This window comes from Mycobacterium sp. SMC-14 (genome assembly GCF_046250075.1).
In the GTDB taxonomy this organism is placed as follows: domain Bacteria; phylum Actinomycetota; class Actinomycetes; order Mycobacteriales; family Mycobacteriaceae; genus Mycobacterium.
Genome location: NZ_CP176429.1, coordinates 4,605,323 through 4,624,113, shown reverse-complemented (window position 1 = coordinate 4,624,113; position 18,791 = coordinate 4,605,323). Strand labels below are relative to the sequence as shown.

The 18,791-nt window shown below is 67.1% G+C and carries 18 protein-coding genes; 5 read left to right on the top strand and 13 right to left on the bottom strand.

The window, feature by feature from the left end; all coding sequences use genetic code 11:
* The first annotated feature begins 129 nt into the window (after window positions 1-129).
* Together gltB and ACKY0W_RS21450 are read left to right on the top strand one after the other, a co-directional pair.
* Window positions 130-4,743 carry a glutamate synthase large subunit gene (gltB, locus tag ACKY0W_RS21455; RefSeq protein WP_409435727.1) on the top strand — a complete coding sequence of 1,538 codons (4,614 nt, stop codon included), beginning with the start codon at window positions 130-132 and terminating at the stop codon, window positions 4,741-4,743.
* On the top strand, window positions 4,736-6,187 hold the full coding sequence (locus tag ACKY0W_RS21450) for a glutamate synthase subunit beta (RefSeq protein WP_409435726.1): 1,452 nt from the start codon (window positions 4,736-4,738) through the stop codon (window positions 6,185-6,187). Before gltB ends, ACKY0W_RS21450 begins: the two co-directional genes overlap by 8 nt.
* A 16-nt stretch (window positions 6,188-6,203) precedes the next feature.
* Here ACKY0W_RS21450 and ACKY0W_RS21445 read toward each other — a convergent pair whose 3' ends face one another.
* Genes ACKY0W_RS21445 through ACKY0W_RS21425 form a run of 5 tightly spaced genes read right to left on the bottom strand, consistent with a single transcriptional unit; the run spans window position 6,204 to window position 10,480 of the window.
* A complete protein-coding gene (locus ACKY0W_RS21445; RefSeq protein ID WP_409435725.1) occupies window positions 6,204-7,025 on the bottom strand; it encodes an ABC transporter permease in 822 nt (273 codons plus the stop codon).
* Window positions 7,022-8,191 carry an ABC transporter substrate-binding protein gene (locus ACKY0W_RS21440; protein WP_409435724.1) on the bottom strand — a complete coding sequence of 390 codons (1,170 nt, stop codon included), beginning with the start codon at window positions 8,189-8,191 and terminating at the stop codon, window positions 7,022-7,024. The genes ACKY0W_RS21445 and ACKY0W_RS21440 overlap by 4 nt, the downstream gene beginning before the upstream one ends.
* Entirely contained in the window at window positions 8,188-8,928 is a 741-nt protein-coding gene (locus tag ACKY0W_RS21435) for an ABC transporter ATP-binding protein (RefSeq protein WP_409435723.1), read from the bottom strand. Before ACKY0W_RS21435 ends, ACKY0W_RS21440 begins: the two co-directional genes overlap by 4 nt.
* Complete coding sequence (locus tag ACKY0W_RS21430) at window positions 8,904-9,950, bottom strand: acyl-CoA dehydrogenase (RefSeq protein WP_409435722.1); 1,047 nt, start codon at window positions 9,948-9,950, stop codon at window positions 8,904-8,906. Before ACKY0W_RS21430 ends, ACKY0W_RS21435 begins: the two co-directional genes overlap by 25 nt.
* Complete coding sequence (locus ACKY0W_RS21425; RefSeq protein WP_409435721.1) at window positions 9,947-10,480, bottom strand: DUF4242 domain-containing protein; 534 nt, start codon at window positions 10,478-10,480, stop codon at window positions 9,947-9,949. The genes ACKY0W_RS21430 and ACKY0W_RS21425 overlap by 4 nt, the downstream gene beginning before the upstream one ends.
* 87 nt (window positions 10,481-10,567) lie before the next feature.
* Here ACKY0W_RS21425 and ACKY0W_RS21420 point away from each other — a divergent pair, with 87 nt between their 5' ends.
* Complete coding sequence (locus ACKY0W_RS21420) at window positions 10,568-11,176, top strand: TetR/AcrR family transcriptional regulator (RefSeq protein WP_409435720.1); 609 nt, start codon at window positions 10,568-10,570, stop codon at window positions 11,174-11,176.
* A gap of 338 nt (window positions 11,177-11,514) precedes the next feature.
* Here ACKY0W_RS21420 and ACKY0W_RS21415 read toward each other — a convergent pair whose 3' ends face one another.
* Entirely contained in the window at window positions 11,515-12,375 is an 861-nt protein-coding gene (locus tag ACKY0W_RS21415; RefSeq protein WP_409435719.1) for an LLM class F420-dependent oxidoreductase, read from the bottom strand.
* 104 nt (window positions 12,376-12,479) lie between these two features.
* Here ACKY0W_RS21415 and ACKY0W_RS21410 point away from each other — a divergent pair, with 104 nt between their 5' ends.
* The gene (locus ACKY0W_RS21410) at window positions 12,480-12,902 is read left to right on the top strand and encodes a hypothetical protein (protein WP_409437882.1); all 423 of its coding nucleotides are present in this window, start codon (window positions 12,480-12,482) and stop codon (window positions 12,900-12,902) included.
* Window positions 12,903-12,924: 22 nt separating this feature from the next.
* Here ACKY0W_RS21410 and ACKY0W_RS21405 read toward each other — a convergent pair whose 3' ends face one another.
* Entirely contained in the window at window positions 12,925-13,560 is a 636-nt protein-coding gene (locus tag ACKY0W_RS21405; RefSeq protein WP_406756663.1) for a TetR/AcrR family transcriptional regulator, read from the bottom strand.
* 76 nt (window positions 13,561-13,636) lie between these two features.
* Between ACKY0W_RS21405 and ACKY0W_RS21400 the strand changes: the two genes are divergently transcribed.
* Window positions 13,637-15,115 (top strand): flavin-containing monooxygenase, encoded by a 1,479-nt coding sequence (locus tag ACKY0W_RS21400; protein WP_409435718.1) that lies wholly within the window; start codon window positions 13,637-13,639, stop codon window positions 15,113-15,115.
* Here ACKY0W_RS21400 and ACKY0W_RS21395 read toward each other — a convergent pair.
* From ACKY0W_RS21395 to ACKY0W_RS21370, 6 genes are all read right to left on the bottom strand, one after another.
* Entirely contained in the window at window positions 15,112-15,831 is a 720-nt protein-coding gene (locus tag ACKY0W_RS21395; protein ID WP_409435717.1) for a YggS family pyridoxal phosphate-dependent enzyme, read from the bottom strand. The genes ACKY0W_RS21400 and ACKY0W_RS21395 overlap by 4 nt on opposite strands.
* Window positions 15,832-15,844: 13 nt before the next feature.
* The gene (rraA, locus tag ACKY0W_RS21390; protein WP_409435716.1) at window positions 15,845-16,318 is read right to left on the bottom strand and encodes a ribonuclease E activity regulator RraA; all 474 of its coding nucleotides are present in this window, start codon (window positions 16,316-16,318) and stop codon (window positions 15,845-15,847) included.
* 6 nt (window positions 16,319-16,324) lie between these two features.
* Entirely contained in the window at window positions 16,325-16,804 is a 480-nt protein-coding gene (locus tag ACKY0W_RS21385) for a hypothetical protein (protein WP_409435715.1), read from the bottom strand.
* 100 nt (window positions 16,805-16,904) lie between these two features.
* Window positions 16,905-17,441 (bottom strand): copper resistance protein CopC, encoded by a 537-nt coding sequence (locus tag ACKY0W_RS21380; protein WP_409435714.1) that lies wholly within the window; start codon window positions 17,439-17,441, stop codon window positions 16,905-16,907.
* Complete coding sequence (locus ACKY0W_RS21375) at window positions 17,438-18,124, bottom strand: YcnI family protein (protein ID WP_409435713.1); 687 nt, start codon at window positions 18,122-18,124, stop codon at window positions 17,438-17,440. The genes ACKY0W_RS21380 and ACKY0W_RS21375 overlap by 4 nt, the downstream gene beginning before the upstream one ends.
* Window positions 18,121-18,780, bottom strand: a complete 660-nt coding sequence (locus tag ACKY0W_RS21370; protein WP_409435712.1) for a DUF6474 family protein — start codon at window positions 18,778-18,780, stop codon at window positions 18,121-18,123. The genes ACKY0W_RS21375 and ACKY0W_RS21370 overlap by 4 nt, the downstream gene beginning before the upstream one ends.
* Window positions 18,781-18,791: the final 11 nt, after the last annotated feature.

Below are 18,791 nucleotides of genomic sequence, written 5' to 3'. Positions count from 1 at the left end.
GGGGTATATCGTGGCGTTGCCTGTGAGATTTTTCAGGCAGGAACGCCGTTCAACGTCGCACGGACCAATCCCCTTGACCGCTTGTCCATTGAGGGCAACGGGCAGGGATGTGCGAAGGGTTAGGTGGCGATGGCACCCAGTCGGGTGGGGCTCTACAACCCCGCGTTCGAACATGACGCGTGTGGGGTGGCCATGGTGGTCGATATCCATGGCCGACGCAGTCGCGACATCGTCGACAAGTCGATCACGGCGCTGCTCAACTTGGAGCACCGAGGAGCTGCCGGAGCCGAACCGAACAGCGGCGACGGGGCCGGGATTCTGATCCAGATCCCGGATCTGTTCCTGCGGGCCGTAACCGATTTCGAGCTGCCTCCCGAAGGCAGCTACGCCACCGGGATCGCCTTTCTGCCGCAGTCGGCCAAAGAGTCGGCGGCAGCCTGCGTCGGCCTCGAGAAGATCGTGGAAGCCGAGGGCCTGCAGGTGCTCGGCTGGCGCGAAGTGCCGATCGACGACTCGTCGTTGGGTGCGCTGGCCCGCGACGCGATGCCCGGCTTCCGGCAGCTGTTCATCGGCGGGGCGTCTGGCATGACTTTGGAGCGGCGTGCCTATGTCGTGCGCAAGCGCGCCGAACACGAGCTGGGCAGCAAGGGCCCGGGTCAGGACGGACCGGGACGGGAATCCGTTTATTTCCCAAGTCTTTCCGGCCGAACCATGGTGTATAAGGGCATGCTGACCACGCCGCAGCTCAAGGCGTTCTATCCGGATCTGGCAGACGCGCGGATGCAGAGCGCGTTGGGCCTCGTGCATTCCCGGTTCTCCACCAACACTTTTCCCTCGTGGCCGCTGGCACACCCGTTCCGTCGTATCGCGCACAACGGGGAGATCAACACCGTCACCGGCAACGAGAACTGGATGCGCGCCCGGGAGGCGCTGATCCGTACCGAGGTCTTCGGCTCCGGACGCTCGGGGGGCGCGAAAAGCACAGTCGACAAGCTGTTTCCGATCTGCACGCCGGGCGCGTCCGACACCGCCCGGTTCGATGAGGTACTCGAGCTGCTGCATCTGGGGGGCCGCAGCCTGCCGCACGCGGTGCTGATGATGATCCCGGAGGCCTGGGAACGCCACGAAAGCATGGATGGGCCGACGCGGGCCTTTTACGAGTACCACGACTCGCTGATGGAGCCGTGGGACGGCCCGGCCTCGATGACCTTCACCGACGGCACCGTGGTGGGTGCCGTGTTGGACCGCAACGGCCTGCGGCCATCGCGTATCTGGGTCACCGCGGACGGGCTGGTGGTCATGGCGTCCGAGGCCGGGGTACTCGACCTGGACCCGGCCACGGTGGTGCACCGGCAGCGGTTGCAGCCCGGCAAGATGTTCCTGGTGGACACCGCCGCCGGGCGGATCATCTCGGATCGCGAGGTCAAATCGACGCTGGCCGGTGAGCGGCCGTACCAGCAGTGGATCGACGAGTGCCTGATCGGAATCGACGAGCTGCCCCCCGGTGACGCACCGCGGATGGAGCATCACCGGGTTCTGTTGCGGCAGCATATGTTCGGCTACACCTATGAAGAGCTCAATTTGGTACTCGCGCCCATGGCGCGTGCCGGCGCTGAGCCGATCGGATCCATGGGTACGGACACCCCGGTGGCGGTGCTCTCGGCGCGGCCTCGGCTGCTGTTCGACTACTTTCAGCAGTTGTTCGCCCAGGTTACCAACCCACCGTTGGACGCCATCCGCGAAGAGGTGATCACCAGCCTGCAAGGTGCGCTCGGGCCGGAAGGCGACCTGCTCAACACCGATGAACCCACCTGGCGGCAGATCGTGCTGTCGCAGCCGATCTTGAGCAACTCCGAGCTGGCGAAGCTGGTGAAGCTCAGCCCGGACCAGCGGATCGGTTCCCGGGGCCCGCACGGCCTGTCTACGGCCGTCATCAGCTGTTTGTATCCGCCTGCCGCGGGCGGTGCCGGGTTGCGCGCAGCGCTCAAGCAAGTGTGCGCCCGGGCCTCGGAGGCGATCGCCGAGGGCGCCAGCTTCCTGGTGATCTCCGATCGGGAGTCCGACGAGACCATGGCTCCCATCCCGTCGCTGTTGGCCACCGCGGCCGTACATCACCACCTGGTCGCCGAGCGGTCCCGCACCAAGGTCGGCCTGGTGGTCGAGTCCGGTGACGCCCGAGAGGTGCACCACATGGCGGCGCTGATCGGGTTCGGCGCCGCCGCGGTCAACCCGTACCTGGCGTTCGAGTCCGTCGAGGACATGCTCGACCGGGGCCTGATCGAAGGCCTCGAACGCGACAAGGCATTGTCCAACTACGCCAAGGCCGCCGGCAAAGGCGTGCTGAAAGTCATGTCCAAGATGGGGATCTCGACGCGGGCGTCCTACACCGGGGCGCAACTGTTCCAGCCGATCGGCATCTCCCAAGACGTCCTCGACCAATACTTCACCGGTCTGTACTGCCCGATCGGCGGGATCACCCTGGACGACATCGCCGCCGATGTCGCCGCCCGCCACGCGCTGGCCTACCTGGATCGCCCGGAAGAGCGGGCGCACCGCGAACTGCCGGTGGGTGGGGAGTACCAGTGGCGACGCGAGGGCGAACACCACTTGTTCAACCCGGAGACGGTGTTCAAACTGCAGCATTCCACCCGAACGGGCCAGTACTCGGTTTTCAAGGAGTACACCAAGCTGGTCGACGACCAGAGTGAACGGCTGGCCACGCTGCGTGGTCTGCTGCGATTCAAGGCCGGTGAGCGGCCACCGGTTCCCGTCGAAGAGGTGGAACCGGCCACCGAGATCGTCAAGCGGTTCGCCACCGGCGCGATGAGTTACGGCTCGATCTCCGCGGAGGCACACGAAACGTTGGCGATCGCGATGAACCGGATCGGCGGCCGCTCCAACTGCGGTGAGGGCGGCGAGCATTCCGGCCGCTTCCTTCCCGATGCAGATGGCTCCTGGCGGCGTAGCGCGATCAAGCAGGTCGCCTCGGCGCGATTCGGCGTGACGAGCGAATACCTGGTCAACTGCACTGATCTGCAGATCAAGATCGCGCAGGGGGCCAAGCCCGGTGAGGGCGGTCAGCTTCCGGGCAACAAGGTGTATCCGTGGATCGCCGAGGTTCGGCATGCCACCCCGGGTGTCGGGTTGATCTCTCCGCCGCCGCACCACGACATCTACTCCATCGAGGACCTCAAGCAGCTGATCCACGACCTGAAGAACGCCAACCCGGAGGCCCGCATCCACGTGAAGCTGGTCGCCGAGAACGGTGTCGGAACCGTGGCGGCCGGCGTGTCCAAGGCACACGCCGACGTGGTGTTGATCTCCGGTCACGACGGGGGCACCGGTGCAGCGCCGCTGACCTCGCTCAAGCACGCCGGAGCGCCGTGGGAGCTGGGGTTGGCCGAAACCCAACAGACCTTGCTGCTCAACGGACTTCGGGACCGAATTGTGGTGCAGGTGGACGGCCAGCTCAAGACCGGTCGCGACGTGGTGATCGCGGCGCTGCTGGGGGCCGAGGAATTCGGTTTCGCCACTGCGCCATTGGTGGTGTCGGGCTGCATCATGATGCGGGTCTGCCACCTGGATACCTGCCCGGTAGGTGTGGCAACTCAGAACCCGCAGTTGCGTGAACGGTTCAATGGCCAGCCGGAGTTCGTTGAGAACTTCTTCTGGTTCATCGCCGAAGAGGTTCGCGAGTACCTAGCGGCATTGGGGTTCCGCACCATCAACGAGGCTGTCGGGCAGGTGAACGCACTGGACACCACGCTGGCGCGGGCCCACTGGAAGGCCCACAAGCTAGACCTCGCACCGGTTCTGCACGAACCGGAATCAGCATTCATGAACCAGGATCTGTACTGCACTTCCAGTCAGGATCATGGTCTGGACAAGGCATTGGACCAGCAGCTGATCGCCATGAGTCGCGAGGCTCTGGATGCGGGCGCCCCGGTCAAGTTCAGCAGCGCGATATCCAACGTCAACCGGACCGTCGGGACGATGCTCGGCTATGAGGTCACCAAAGCCTATGGTGCTCAGGGGTTGCCAGAGGGAACCATCGACATCACCTTCACCGGGTCGGCCGGCAACAGCTTCGGGGCATTCCTGCCACCGGGGATCACCCTGCGGGTCTTTGGCGACGCCAACGACTACGTCGCCAAGGGTCTGTCCGGTGGTCGGATCGTGGTCCGTCCTCCGCTGGACGCGCCAGACGGCTACGTCGCCGAAGAAAACATCATCGGCGGCAACGTGATTCTGTTCGGCGCCACGTCCGGTGAGGTGTTCCTGCGCGGGGTGGTCGGGGAACGGTTCGCGGTCCGCAACTCCGGTGCGGTGGCGGTGGTCGAAGGAGTCGGTGACCACGGTTGTGAGTACATGACCGGGGGCAAAGTGGTGGTGTTGGGTCCGACCGGGCGCAACTTCGCCGCCGGCATGTCGGGGGGCGTGGCCTACGTCTATGACCCGGACCGGCAGCTGGGCTACCGGCTGAACACCGAGATGGTGGACCTCGACACATTCGACGATTTCGACGCCGACGATGTGGCTTGGCTGCGTGACGTGTTGGCGGCGCATATCGCCGCCACCGACTCGGTGCCCGCTCGCGCGATCCTGGCCGATTGGGCCAACCGCGGACGGGACTTCGTCAAAGTGATGCCGCGCGACTACCGGCGGGTTCTCGCCGCGGTCGCCGAGGCGAAAGCCAGTGGCACAGACCCAGAGGAGGCAATTATGGCGGCGGCTCATGGCTGACCCGAGAGGATTTCTCTACAACCCCGAGCGCACTCTGCCGTCGCGCCGCCCGGTCTCCGAGCGGCTGGGCGACTGGAACGAGGTGTATCAGGACTTCGCCGAGGACACCCTGCGCCAGCAGGCCGGACGCTGCATGGATTGCGGTATTCCGTTCTGCCACCACGGCTGTCCGTTGGGCAATCTGATCCCGGAGTGGAACGACCTGGTGCGTACCGGGCGCTGGCGTGAGGCATTCGACAGGCTGCACGCCACGAACAACTTCCCCGACTTCACCGGGCGGCTCTGCCCCGCGCCGTGCGAACCGGCCTGTGTGCTCGGCATCAACCAGCAGCCGGTGACTATCAAGCAGGTCGAGTACGAGATCGTCGAACGCGGCTTCGCCGAAGGCTGGGCGCAGCCGATCCCGCCGTCTGTCCGCACCGGGAAGTCGGTCGCGGTGGTGGGCTCGGGGCCGGCCGGGTTGGCCGCCGCCCAGCAACTCACCCGGGGTGGGCACACGGTCACCGTTTTCGAGCGCGACGACCGTATCGGTGGGCTACTGCGTTACGGCATACCGGAATTCAAGATGGAGAAGCGCGTCTTGGACCGGCGTTTGGAGCAGATGGCCGGCGAGGGAACACTATTCAAGACGAGTGTCAACGTCGGGGTGGATCTGACGGTCGAGCAGCTGCGCGAAGAATTCGATGCGGTTGTGTTGGCCGGCGGCGCTACCGCCTGGCGAGACCTACCGGTCCCGGGCCGGGAGCTCGACGGCATTCATCAGGCGATGGAATACCTGCCGTGGGCGAACCGGGTGCAGGCCGGCGACCTGGCGGAGCCGCCGATCACCGCGCACGGCAAGAAGGTGGTCATCATCGGTGGGGGTGACACCGGCGCCGACTGTCTGGGCACGGTGCACCGCCAGGGCGGGACGTGCGTGCACCAGTTCGAGATCATGCCGCGTCCTCCGGAGATCCGTGATCCTTCCACCCCGTGGCCGACGTACCCGTTGATCATGCGGACCACATCTGCGCACGAAGAGGGTGGTGACCGGGTGTTCTCGGTCAACACCGAGGCGTTCACCGGCCGCGACGGCCGGGTGACCGGGTTGCGGGCCCACGAGGTGCGCCGCCGGGGTGGTGGCTTCGAGAAGGTGGAGGGCACCGACTTCGAGCTCGAAGCCGACCTGGTGCTGCTTGCGATGGGATTCGTCGGGCCGGAACGTTCGCCGCTGCTGGCCGATCTGGGCGTGGAGTTCACCGAGCGCGGCAGCGTGGCCCGCGACGCGGAGTACGCGACAGCGATACCGGGTGTCTACGTCGCCGGCGACATGGGCCGAGGCCAGTCCCTCATCGTGTGGGCCATCGCCGAAGGGCGCGGTGCCGCTGCGAGTGTGGACCGGTATCTGATGGGCCGCACCGCATTGCCGTCGCCGATCGCCGCGACCGCGGCCCCGCTTCGCTGAGCCGGCCAGCCCGCATTCAGCTCGCGGCGCTCCGGCGTGGCGCGAGCAGGATGCGGGCGGCCAGGTCGAGCAGGTAGCCGAGGACGCCGATCACGGCGATCACCGCGACGACCTGGTCGTAGGCGAGCTGGTCGCGGGCGTTGAGGATCTGATACCCCAGTCCTGATCGCACGCCGAGCATTTCGGCGGGCACCAGGACCACCCAGGCGATGCCCAGAGCCAGTCGCAGACCGTTCTGTACCTGAACGCGAACCGCCGGCAGGACCACAGCGGTCAACTGCTCGAACCGGCTGGCGTGCAACGACCGCGCGACATGCAGGTAGCCCGGGTCGATCGCATGCACTCCGGCGACGGTTCCGAGCAGCACCGGCCAGACCGCCGCGGCGGCGATCAGGAAGATCACCGGCTGGCTGCCGATGCCGAACACCGCCACGATGATCGGGGTCCACGACAGTGGTGAGATCATCCGCAGGAACGCCACCACCGGCCCGGCCGCCCGCTCTGCGGTGCGACTCAAGCCGACGAGCAGGCCGGCCGGGATGCCGACCAGTGCGGCGATCAGCAGGCCGATCAGCAGACGGTAAAGGCTCACCGCGGTGTCGGACACCAGCACGCCCCGACCGACCAGGTTCGCCAGTGCGACAACGACATGCTGCGGTGCGGTCTGTCGCAGCAGCGACGCCGGGGCGCAGAGCACAGAAGTCGCGGCCCACCACAGCGTGATGGCCACGCCGACGCTGGCGACCGGGGGCCAGACCCGCGGCCACCACAGCGACCGTGCACCCGTACCGGCATCTGGGGCAGGTTGGTCATTGGGCTGCACTGCGATGGTGGTCATAAGGCATGTACCTGTTCTTCTCGGTCCAGTGATGCGGTCAAGCCGAACGCCCCCGGCCCACCGTGTTGCGCCAAGGCGGATCGCACGAACTGGTCGTCGACCAGGTCAGCGTGCACCCGGGCCGGGTCTAGCCGGTCCAGGAAGCGGCGATCGCCGTCGATGACCGTCTCACCCATCGCTTCTACGAGGCGGTGGGTGAAGCCGGCAAAGGGGAACGGGGTGAAGCCGAGCCGCTGCGGTTGCCAGTCCGGATGCGCCAGCGGATACGGGGGATCGGGATAGGTCAACGCCAGCTGAACCGCCGGCACGGGTTGCGGGAGGTAGCGGCCGCCGCCAAGTGCTTTGGCCGCCTTGACCCGGTCATCGTTCAGAAGCAGCTGGGCACCGACCACGGCGTCGGTCACCTGTTGGATGGCGTTGGGCCGCTGGGCGATCACGTCGTCTCGGGTGATCAGTGCACAGCAGGCGTGGTCACGCCACACGTCGCCGAGGAAGGTGTGGATCCGGCCGATCTTCTTGATCTGCGCGACCGCGTTGAACGGGTCCGCGACGACGTAGCCGCCGATCGAGCGGTTGGCCAGCGCGGGCACCATGTCCGACGGGCTCATCACGATCAGCTCGACGGTGCGTGCGGAGCGAGAAGCGCTGCGCCGCACCACCGGTCGCAAACCGTGTGCGCGCAGCAGCTGCTGCAAGACAATGTTGTGGATGGACCACCAGAACGGGATCGCGACTTGGGTACCGGCCAGGTCTGCCAGGTCCTCGATGTGCGGGGCCACGGTCAGCGCCGAACCGTTGGTGTGATTCCAGCCCAATACCCGAACTCCACCGCCCAGCGCGTAGCGCAGCTGGACGGCCATCGGCATCAGCAGATGCACCACATCCACCTTGCCCGTGACGAAGGCCTCGCCCAGCGCTGCCCAGCTGCGGAACAGCACCGGTTTGGCCGAACTGACCAGCCCAGCCGGATACAACGCTGCGCTGTGCGCCAGCAACAGGGGCGCAGCGTCGGTGATCGGCAGATAACCGATACGCAGCGGGCCGCCGGTGTCGGCCGCGCGGCTGGCGGTTGCGCTGCGGGCCAGGTCACCGATACCGAAGGCGCCGCCGGCCGCCGCAGCTGCCGCCGCGCCGATCAGCAACCTGCGTCGGGTCAGTGCGGTCACGACCGCGCCCCGGCGACGCCGATGGGTTCGGCGTCGTAGTGCGCGAGGATCTCCTGGCGCAGGCCGGTGTGACCGCCTGGTGCGGTGCTGCTGACCGACCACTCACTTCGCAGGCGCCCGTCGGCGCCGAGCAGCACAACCCGCTCGGCCAGTCGTAGTGCCTCGTCGACATCGTGCGTGACCAGCACAACGGTCACCCGCAGCTCGGCCGCCAACTGGGCCAGCCAGCCCTGCAAGTCGGTGCGGGTGGTGGGATCCAGTGCGCTGAAAGGCTCGTCGAGCAACAGCAACCGCGGGTTGGTGGCCACCGCACGCAAAATGGCCACGCGTTGCGCCTGACCTCCGGACAGTTGATCGGGATAGCGGTCGGCCAGCTGGTCGACACCGAAGCGGGTCATCAACTCAGTGGCGCGCGCCTGGTCGAAGTCCGCTCGGTGGGCGGCGAACCGCCTTGCGTAGGCGACATTGTCGGCGACGCTCAACCACGGCATCAGCAGCGGCCGCTGGAACACCACCCCGGTGCGTTGCCGGTTGCCGTCGGAGTTCCAGGTGACGGTGCCGCCGTCCAGTGACTCCAGTCCGGCCAACACCCGCAGCAGTGTCGATTTGCCGCTGCCACTGCTGCCCAGGACCGCGACGAACTCACCGTCACCGACCGAGAAGTTGATCTCGCGCAGGACGGTGACGGCTCCAAACCGTTTGCTGCCCCGGGCTACTCGTACCGACTCAGTTCCCACCGCAGTTGTCCTTCCGATGGCGATTGGATAGGGAGAAAGGCCGCTTCCCGGAAGCGCCGGTTGGCCGCGCTGCGGGTGGCGTAGCCGGCACCGCCGGCCAACGTCGATTCCAGCCGGGTGGCGTCGACCGCGGTCGTCGCGGCGTCCAGGCGCAGCCGGATGATCTCGGCGAGGCCGGCTGCGTGCGAGCGGCCGGTCAGGGTGAGCAGCTTGTCGCGCAACCCGTGAAGCTGTTGGCCGAGTTCGGCGTGCTCGGCACCGAACTGCTCGGCCAGCCTGCCGCTGGCGTGGCCGGCGCCCTCGATCGCGGCGGCGGCCACTCCGACACAGAAGGCCGTCTGCAGCAGCAGAAATGTCGGCCGAATGGTGCTGACGAAGGAAGCCAGGTCGTCGGTGAGGATCTGCTCTGGAGGGACCGGGACATCGTGGAGGCGAAGCGAGGTTGAGGCGGTGGCTCCCAGCGCCATCAAGTCGGGAGCCGGGTTGATCGTGATGCCCGGATCATTCGCATCGACCACCGCTACCAGGGTTGCTCCATCGGGTCGGCGGGCCGGCAACACGATCAGGGAATCATCGAAGACGTTGGACGCCCAGTGAATCGGCCCGGTGATGCGCAGGTCGTCACCGGAACCGTCGGCGACCAGTGGAACCGGGCCAAGGCCGGCGACCTGCTTGAGTCCGGCCGCCATCGCCGTCACTCCCGCGCGGGCACCGCTGCTCAGCGCCGCCAGGCGTTCCGCGCGTGCCGGTGCCGGTGCGTGGGCCAAGTAGGTCACCGCCATGGTGTGTGCCCACAACGAGAATCCGACCGCCAGACTCGCCGCCGCGGTGTGTTCGATCATCGAAACCAGCTCCGGCAGACCGTCGTCGCGCAGTGCCGACTCGAAGAAGCCGGCCGACCCGAAACGAGCCAGGTCGGCGCGGACGTCGAGCCCACCGGAGTCGAGCGCCTCGGCGCGGTCCGCCACGATCGCCGTGAGGTCGGCCAGCGCGGTCTGCACAAGGTCCGCCGGAGCGCTCACCGCTGCTCGCCTTCCAGGCGGTGCAGTCGGTCGATCGGAGTGGTGACGGCTTCACGAGCGCGGCGGACCGCGGACTCGTCGGGGGCGTCGTAGAAGCACAGGCACTTGTCCATGTCTTCGCGCACGTAGGTCCGCAAGAAGGTCACCTCGGGGACGTCGGCATACTTCGGCGACTTGGCTTTCTTACGGGCCAAGTAGGTGTCCATGTCCAGATCGGCGGGCAGGTCCCATTCGACGAGATAGCCGGCGGCGGGGCGGGCGGCCTTGAGTTGCGCGAGCTCGGCGCCGACCAGCCGTACCGGGTGTGGGCCACTGACCTCGTCCACCGACAGTGTGGTCGCGTCGATCGAAGGCGCCTGACAGGAGCCGAATTCCGCGATCGCGAAGATCCGGTGTGCCTCACCGGTCACCTGGGCCTCGATCAGTTCACCCCCGTCTTGATGGAGGACAGCGTCGAGTTCCTTGATCGCGCGGTCGGCGTCGGAACGGTCGAGGCGCAGCGGAGCGATCTCGTAGAGGTACAGGGTCATGGGGTTGTCCTTTCGCCGTCGGATGGCTACGACGGTGCCAGCGATAGACAACCCTGTCTATCGAGGCGACTGGGTTAATCTGCTGCCATGACGCGCACGACCGGCCCGGGCCGGATTCAGGCCTCGCAGGCCGCCCGTGGTGCGCCGCCCGCGCAACGTCTTCTCGAAACAGCGACAGAACTCTTTGCAGCACAAGACATTAGGGAAGTGGGCATCGATCGGATCCTGGCCGAAGCCGGGGTGGCGAAGGCGAGCCTCTACAGCCTCTACGGCTCCAAGGAAGCGCTCGTGCTGGCCTACCTCGCCGCTTTGGATCAGGCTGATCGCAAGCGATACCACGGGGCCGCGGCTCGACTGGACGATCCCATCGAGCAGATCCTGCTGTTCTTCGATCTGGCCGCGGCGGCCGCCAAGAAGCGTCGGTACCGCGGGTGCCTGTACGTCAACGCGGCCGGCGCGTACGCCGGTACCGAACTTGAGCCGGTGGTGGCCCATCGTCGCTGGATGCATGCGACGTTGGCGGGTCTCCTTGCTCAAGCCGGTGTTACCGACGCGCAGGATCGCGCGGGCGACCTTCAGCTGCTCTACGACGGCGCGCTGGTCGGCTCCAAGGTCGAGCGCTCCGTCGCGCCGATCGTCCGAGCGCGCAAACTGGTCGCGGAGCGTATCGGCGCTACATCCCCACAGACCACTTAGGCAACTTCTGCCCCAAGTGTCGGCGCGTCGTGTTTTGTTTGCCATGCGCCGGGTGTCTAATGGTCAACTATACGATCCGCGTTAACAGTGTGTTAACATGGTCCGCATTATTCCAATCTGGTCCGAGCCGGGGCGGGGGTCAGCGCCGTGTACATCAACCCGATATACCGATACCGGATGGGCCGTATGGCCTGGTCACTGCTGCGGCATCCACGCAGGAGCCGAGAGTTCCCCGCGAAGCACGAACGCTTGGTCACCGCCGACGAACTTTTGCGCTTCGCGACGTAGGAACCCGAGGCGGCCGGCGCCAGCTCCCGGGAAGAGTTTGCTGACCGTTATCAATTCGTAATCGGAGCCATCAGGCTGGAATCACGGATCGCCTCCGCCAACGGTTCGAGTACTGCCGGGTCGTGGGGCGTCGGCAGGTAGACGATCGCCAGGTCCAAACCCTCAGCGCCGAGTGCTGCAGCGTCCTCGATCACTCGCCCGTAGTCGAGATCCGGCTCCAAACGCAGGTGCGCCGACAAGGTGATCTGCTCCGGGGCGCGTCCGATATCGGCGCAATGGCCGGCCAGCACGTCGCGCTTGCGGGCGAACTCGGCGGGAGTGCCGCCCACGAAATTCCAATGTTGGGCGTATTTCGCGGCGATCTTCAGCGTGCGTTTCTCGCCGTTGCCGCCGATGCAGATCGGTGGGTGTGGGCGTTGGGGGCCCTTGGGCTCGTTGCGAGCGTCGGTGAGTTGATAGTAGGTGCCGGAAAAGGTGGTGGTGTCCGTGCTCAACAGGCTGATGAGGACCTGGCAGGCCTCCTCGAAGCGGTCGAAGCGCTCGCGGATGCTGCCTAACTCGATGCCGTAGGCCCCCGACTCCACTTCGTTCCAGCCCGCGCCGATCCCCAGCTCCAACCGTCCGCCGGAGATGATGTCGAGGGCGGCGGCCATGTTGGCCAGTACGGCGGGGTGACGGTAATGGATGCCGGTCACCAAGGTGCCCACGCGCAACCGAGTGGTGGCCTGGGCCAGCGCCGTCAGGGTGGTCCAACCCTCCAGGCATGGCCCGGTCGGATCGGAGAAGATCGGGTAGAAGTGGTCGAAGGTCCAGCCGGACTCGTAGACGTCGATGTCGTCCGCGGCCCGCCAGACGGCCAGCATGTCAGCCCAGGTGGTGTTCTGCGGTGAGGTCTTGAACGCGAAGCGCATCCAGCCGAGCTTAGCGGCGGGTCGAGAGCCGTGAGTCCAGCGGCGATCGCAAGGCCCGCGGAGCCGCAATCTCAGTTGTCGGGAAGTAGGCTCACCCGGTGGTCATGAATCTGGACATCGACACCAAGGTGACGTTGTTGTCGGCGGGCCTGATCTTTCTTCTCGCACTGTTGTTGGGTGTGTGGAAGTACCAACAGATCGCTACCTCGGAGAATCGCCAGGCGCACGTCTACGTTGACATCGCCCATCGAGCGGCGTTGATGTACTCCTTCGCGACCATGCTGGTCGCGGTGTTCGTAGAACTGAGTGCCTGGCCGACCTGGGTGAACATGGTCGCGGCGATGGTCATCGTGTTCTTCTTCGTCGTCGCGATCGGCAGTTACATGCTGCACGGCGCCTTGCGCGACACCACTAATCAGTTCGAGCACCTCGGTTGGCGTCTGCACGCCGGCATGTTGCTGCTGATCATCGGCGAGGTTGGCGGCTTTGCGGTGTTGCTGGCCGGGTTCGGCGTCGGCGGCTTCTGAACGCGCCTGGCTCCCGTCGGCGTCAGGACGCCTGGCCGTAGATGCTGCTGACCCAGACGTGGGTCAACGTTTCGACCACCTGATCGTGCGGCACTGACGGCTGCTCGGCCATCAACGCGGCCATCATGGTCCGCTCGTTCATCTGATTCAGTGACGTCGCGAGATTCAGAGCGTCGATGGTCGTCGGGGCCGCGCCGCGGTCGCGTTCGGCGGTGATCATCGCGGCGGTCTGGTGGATCCATTTCTGCATGAAGGCGTTCCACGTCGCCCGGAACTCCGGACTGGTGGCCAGCGCCTCTGTGCCGGCCCGGGCGATCGCCCGGTGCGAGCTGAACGCGACGAAGAACGCTTTGATGCCGTTGCGCCAGATCCGCCGCGGGTCGGTCGGCAGACGTTGCACCGCTCCGACGAACTCGGAGTCGGCCGCCGCGATGAGCGGCTCCAGCAGCGAGAGCAGCACCGCGTCCTTCGACTTGAAATAGAAGTAGAACGTGGGTCGCGAGATTCCGGCGCCTTTGGCCAGGTCGTCGACGGAGATCTCGCCCAGCGGGCGTTCCTCCAGCAGTCGTTCGGCCGTTGCCAAGATCGCCTGCTCGCGATCGTCGCCGGACGGCCGCGTCCCACGGCGTCCATGACGGGTCGCATTTGGGCTGGCCATGGCGGCTACTTTACACGATGTCGAGTTAATCAACAGGGTGTTGACTGACTCAACACCCCGTTGATAGCCTGGCGCCATGACTGAACACCTCGATGTTGTGATCGTCGGCGCCGGCATCTCCGGTATCAGCGCGGCCTGGCACCTGCAGGACCGCTGCCCGAACAAGAGCTACGCCATCCTGGAAAGCCGGGACAACCTCGGCGGCACCTGGGACCTGTTCAAGTACCCGGGCATCCGCTCGGACTCCGACATGTTCACCCTGGGCTTCCGGTTCAAGCCATGGCGGTCGGCGCACTCGATCGCCGAAGGCGCAGACATCTGGAACTACATCAACGAGGCCGCTACCGAGAACGGCATCGACAAGCACATCCGCTACCGCCACCGGGTCGTTTCGGCTGACTGGTCTGACGCCGACAACCAGTGGACGGTCACCGTCGACAACAACGGCAAGCAAGAGCAGATCACCGCGTCATTCGTGTTCGCGTGCAGTGGCTATTACAACTACGCCGAGGGCTACTCGCCGGAGTTCCCGGGCGCCGCGGACTTCAGCGCCGCCGGCGGCCTCATTGTGCACCCGCAGCACTGGCCGGAGGACCTGGACTACGCCGGCAAGAAGATCGTGGTGATCGGCAGCGGCGCCACCGCGGTGACGTTGATTCCCGCGTTGGCGAATTCCGGAGCCGGACATGTGACGATGCTGCAGCGTTCGCCGACCTACATCGGCGCGCTGCCCCTGGTTGACCCGTTCGCCGTGCAGGCAAACCGGTTCCTGCCGACCAAAGCGGCGCACTTCGCCAACCGCTGGAAGGCGATCGGCTTCAGCACCCTCCAGTACCAGCTGGCGCGGAAGTTCCCGAAGTACATGCGCAAGACACTGATGACGATGGCCAAGCACCGGCTGCCGGAAGGCTTCGACGTGCAGAAGCACTTCGGGCCGCGCTACAACCCGTGGGACGAGCGGTTGTGCTTGGCGCCCAACGGCGATCTGTTCAAGACCATCCGCAGCGGCAAGGCGGACGTCGTCACCGACACCATCGACACGTTCACCAAGACCGGAATCCGGCTGAACTCCGGCCAGGAACTCGAGGCGGACATCATCATCACCGCGACCGGCCTGAACATGCAGCTGCTGGGCGGGGCGTCGCTGCTGCGCAACGGCGAGCCGATCGATCTGCCCAAGGCGATGACCTACAAGGGCTTGATGTTCTCCGGCGTGCCCAACGCCGCGGTGACCTTTGGCTACACCAACGCGTCGTGGACGCTCAAGGCCGACCTGGTCTCGGAGTTTGTCTGCCGGGTGCTCAACTACATGGATGACAACGGTTTCGACCGGGTCGAGGCCCAGCACCCCGGTACCGCGGTGAAGGAAGAGCCGTTCATGGACTTCAGCCCCGGCTACTTCCGCCGGGCTATGGACGATCTGCCGCGGTCCGGGTCGGAGGCCCCGTGGCGGCTCAAGCAGAACTATCTGTTGGACCTGCGGCTGATCCGGCACGGCAAGGTGGACGAGAAGTCGCTGAAGTTCAGCAAGCACCGCGCGCCGGTGAGCGTCTAGCTGGGCTCTGGCCAGTAGTAGGAGTCGGGGTAGGGTCGGGACCCGAACAGCGCGGTCCCGATCCGCACCTCGGTAGCGCCCTCGGCGATCGCCAGCGGGAAGTCGCCGCTCATCCCCATCGACAACCGCGGCAGGTCGTGGCCTTGTTCGGCGGCGGTATCGCGTAGCCGGCGCAACCGGCCGAAGCAGCCGCGGACGGTGTCGGGGTCGTCGGTATTGATGGCCAGCGTCATCAAGCCGCGTACCCGCAAGGTGGAGTAGCCGGCCAGCTCGTCGAGGAACGGCAACAGCTGGTCGGGATCCAGACCGTACTTGCTGGGCTCGTCGGAGGTCTTGACCTGCACCAGCACGTCGATGACGCGGCCGGAGGCGCGCAGGTGACGGTCCAGCGCCACGGCCAGCTTGGACCGGTCCAGGGACTGCACCTCGGCGGCCAGCCGCGCCACCACGCCGGCCTTGTTCGTCTGCAGGTGCCCGATCATCACCCAGTCGATTCCGCAGTCGGACAATGGCCCTGACTTGTCCTTGATCTCCTGGACCTTGTTCTCGCCGAACCGGTGCAAGCCCAGGTCGACGGCCTCTCGGATCAGCTCGGGACCGAAGGTCTTGCTCACCGCCAGCACATCGACTTCATCCGGCGAACGCCCTGCCGCCCGGCATGCGTCGTCGACGCGCGCGCGGAGCTGTTCCCAGCGCGCCCGCAAGGTGGCGTCCATCGGTGTGCCGGTCCTAGACGACGACGATGCCGTCGTCGTCGCTGTGGGCGATCGCGCCGGGCACGAAGGCGATGCCGCCGAACTCGACGACAACGTCGCGTTCGCCGGCGCCGGTCTTGGTGCTCTTGCGGGGATTGGTGCCCAGCGCCTTGATGCCGATGTCGAGGGTGCGCAGGGTCGAGGCGTCGCGCACCGCGCCGTGCACGATCAGCCCGGCCCAGCCGTTGCTGCGGGCCAGTTCGGCGATGACGTCACCGACCAGCGCGGTATGCAGCGAGCCGCCACCCTCGATCACCAGCACCCCGCCGTTGCCCGGTTCGGAGAGCACCGATTTGAGCAGCGCGTTGTCCTGGAAGCAGCGCACGGTGCTGATCCGGCCGGCGAACTCCGTGCGGCCGCCTAGTTGGCGGAACTGAACGTCGCAGCTGCGTACGTCGGGGCCGATCTCGTCGACCAGGTCGGCGGTGGGCCGGAAGCGAGCCGTCACCGCCGGTCAGCCTCGGCGCGCACGCCGCAGCCGGCGAAGCAGCAGCAGTGCAAACACACCGAGGATTCCGGCAGCCAGCAGCGGGCCGGGCGAACGTCGTGCCGGCAACACGGACGGGCTCAGCGGATTGCGGGCCGTGTCCACCGTGGACTTCGCCTGGGCAGCCGTTTCCTTGGCGCGCTCAGTGAGTTGGCCCGAGCCGTTGGCGGCAGCCGCTGGCGGCGTGGGGACCGCGGCGGGGGTGGCAGGTGCCTCCGGTGCACTCTTGGCCGGTGCCTTCTTGGCGGGTGCCTTCTTAGCAGCCTTGGCCGGCGCTTTCTTGGCAACAGCCTTCTTCGCCGGCGCTTTCTTGGCGGGTGCCTTCTTTGCGGGAGTCTTCTGCGGCGCCGGACCGGGCGGCTCAGCCGGCAGGTCGGCTCCAGCCGGAGCAACCGGCTCGGGCGCAGCGGCGGGTTCGTGGTCGGGCTGGCCTTGCGGTTCGGTCATACGGCAGCTCCTCTGCGGCTTTTCGTCTCAGATCAACTCGGCGACACCGGCAACGTTCCCATCATGCCAGCATCTGTCAGCGGCGACCGCTGGCCGAAAGTCAGGATCGCGGCCGGTTGAACCACAGGCCGGCCCCGACAAGTGCCGCCGCGCCGACCACGAAGGGCCAAATCGGCAGGTCACCCTGGGGGTCGGCGTAGCGGCGCGGAACGGCGGGTGCCGTCTCATTGCGGTCGGTCACCGCGGGGCCAGGCTCCCCGGTACCGGCCACCGTGAGCTCGAAGGGCCATGAACCGGACACCACATGCCCGTCGGCGGAGGTGACCCGATAGTGGACGGTGTAGGTGCCGGCGGGTCCCAGCGGGCGCACCGCGACGCTGGCCAACGCGCCGTCTACCCGGGTGTCCCCGGTGGACCATAGGTGCCCGTCGGGTCCCACTACCGTCATGGCCGCGAAGTCGGACTGCAGTTGCTCGTTGAAGGTGGCGCTGACGCGCTCTGGCCCGCGCGAAAGCTGCGCGCCCCTGGCCGGGTCGGTTGACACCAGCACGGCGTGCGCGGCGGCTACCCCGGTTGCCGCGAACAACATCCCCAGCAGGAACACTCCCGCCAGTGCGCCGCGCAACGCCCGGCTCACGCTCGCCGCCTACCCAGGGCGATCGTGGCAGCCAGTACAGCGACCAGCAGCGCGGCGCCCCCGAGCAGCCGGGCCGGGTTGTCGGCGTGCTCGCCCGGGTGCTCACCGGCCTGCGATTCGTCGGTCGGTGCCGGTGCGGCGGAGACCGACGGTGCCGGGTGGTGCGCATGGTGTTCGGGTGCCTGTGCCGGCCCCTTCGCCAGGTGCAGCGACGGCACCGGGTGCTCCGCCTCGCCGCCACCGGGCGGCGGGGGCTGGTCCCAGCGCACCACGGTCCCGTCGGCGTAGCCCTGTGCCGAGGGGAAGTCCACGGTCTCGGTGTCGGGCAGTTTCATCTTGATCTGGAACAGTCCGAACTGGTCGGCACCGATGCCGGCGCCCGGCGCCGCGGTCCAGGTGACCGACCGCACCACGCCGGTCTTGGCGTCGCGGTCCAGTCGAGCGGTCCAGCCCGGCTTAGTCTCGGTGCGCGCCGCTGCCACGTCGGGCAGTGTCACGGTGAGTTCCGTTGTGGCAGAACCGGTCGGCGACTCGTTGGGAACCTCGAAGGTAACCATCGCGAAGTTGCCGCGGACCGCGCCAGGGCTGCTGGCGTGCACATGCGCCCAGGCCGGCGTGGCGCCGGCGAACGAACCTGCGGTGATCGCCGCGGCCAGCGCCAGGGCCCGCATCCGCGCGCTCATGACGGCAGCCCCAGCCGGGCCATCAGATCGGCGTCGATCCCGTCGAGCTGGTCGCTGATCGAGGCGGAGGCGACGCGGCGCCGCTCGCCCGGCATGGTCTCGATGGCGGTGACGGCCGTCGACAGGTCCGACAACCGTTCGGTGATCGCCGCGACGAACTGCTTGGTCTCGGAGTCCTTGGGCTTGCGGTCTTGCACCAGGCGCAGGGTCTTCTCCGCGCCGGCGATCCGCGCCGAGAGCCGGGCTCCGTTGCCGGAGAATTCGCCGATGCGGGCCAGCGGCACCCCGAGCCGGGCGGCGCGCTGCTCGTCGATCAGGCCGCGTACCGCCATCGCGGCGCGGTACACCAGCGGCACCACCACTGGCGCCAGCATTCGGGTGACCACCAGCGTCCGGCGGACACGCGCCGGAGAAAGCAGCCGGCCGTCGCGAGCGGCTTTGAGTTGGCTTTCGGCCGTTTTGCGCGCGGTGCGATCGCGGTTGCGGTCCGACTTGATCTGGGCATTGAGCGCGCGAGCGTCCGCGCGCTGGGTGGCCTTGAAGCGTTTCGCCTCGCCCTTGGCGGCCAGCCGGGCCTCGAGTCTGGCCCCGGCCTTCAGCGCCCGCGCTTCGGCGCGCCGGGTCGCGCGGCTCTTGCGTTTTCTGAACAGGCCCATCGCGGCCGCCT

Excerpts from the sequence above, each read along its gene's own strand:
- gltB (WP_409435727.1), top strand. The coding sequence starts at position 130 with ATGGCACCCAGTCGGGTGGGGCTCTACAACCCCGCGTTCGAACATGAC.
- ACKY0W_RS21450 (WP_409435726.1), top strand. The coding sequence starts at position 4,736 with ATGGCTGACCCGAGAGGATTTCTCTACAACCCCGAGCGCACTCTGCCG.
- ACKY0W_RS21445 (WP_409435725.1), bottom strand. The coding sequence starts at position 7,025 with ATGACCACCATCGCAGTGCAGCCCAATGACCAACCTGCCCCAGATGCC.
- ACKY0W_RS21425 (WP_409435721.1), bottom strand. The coding sequence starts at position 10,480 with ATGACCCTGTACCTCTACGAGATCGCTCCGCTGCGCCTCGACCGTTCC.
- ACKY0W_RS21420 (WP_409435720.1), top strand. The coding sequence starts at position 10,568 with ATGACGCGCACGACCGGCCCGGGCCGGATTCAGGCCTCGCAGGCCGCC.
- ACKY0W_RS21415 (WP_409435719.1), bottom strand. The coding sequence starts at position 12,375 with ATGCGCTTCGCGTTCAAGACCTCACCGCAGAACACCACCTGGGCTGAC.
- ACKY0W_RS21410 (WP_409437882.1), top strand. The coding sequence starts at position 12,480 with ATGAATCTGGACATCGACACCAAGGTGACGTTGTTGTCGGCGGGCCTG.
- ACKY0W_RS21405 (WP_406756663.1), bottom strand. The coding sequence starts at position 13,560 with ATGGCCAGCCCAAATGCGACCCGTCATGGACGCCGTGGGACGCGGCCG.
- ACKY0W_RS21400 (WP_409435718.1), top strand. The coding sequence starts at position 13,637 with ATGACTGAACACCTCGATGTTGTGATCGTCGGCGCCGGCATCTCCGGT.
- ACKY0W_RS21395 (WP_409435717.1), bottom strand. The coding sequence starts at position 15,831 with ATGGACGCCACCTTGCGGGCGCGCTGGGAACAGCTCCGCGCGCGCGTC.
- ACKY0W_RS21385 (WP_409435715.1), bottom strand. The coding sequence starts at position 16,804 with ATGACCGAACCGCAAGGCCAGCCCGACCACGAACCCGCCGCTGCGCCC.
- ACKY0W_RS21375 (WP_409435713.1), bottom strand. The coding sequence starts at position 18,124 with ATGAGCGCGCGGATGCGGGCCCTGGCGCTGGCCGCGGCGATCACCGCA.
- ACKY0W_RS21370 (WP_409435712.1), bottom strand. The coding sequence starts at position 18,780 with ATGGGCCTGTTCAGAAAACGCAAGAGCCGCGCGACCCGGCGCGCCGAA.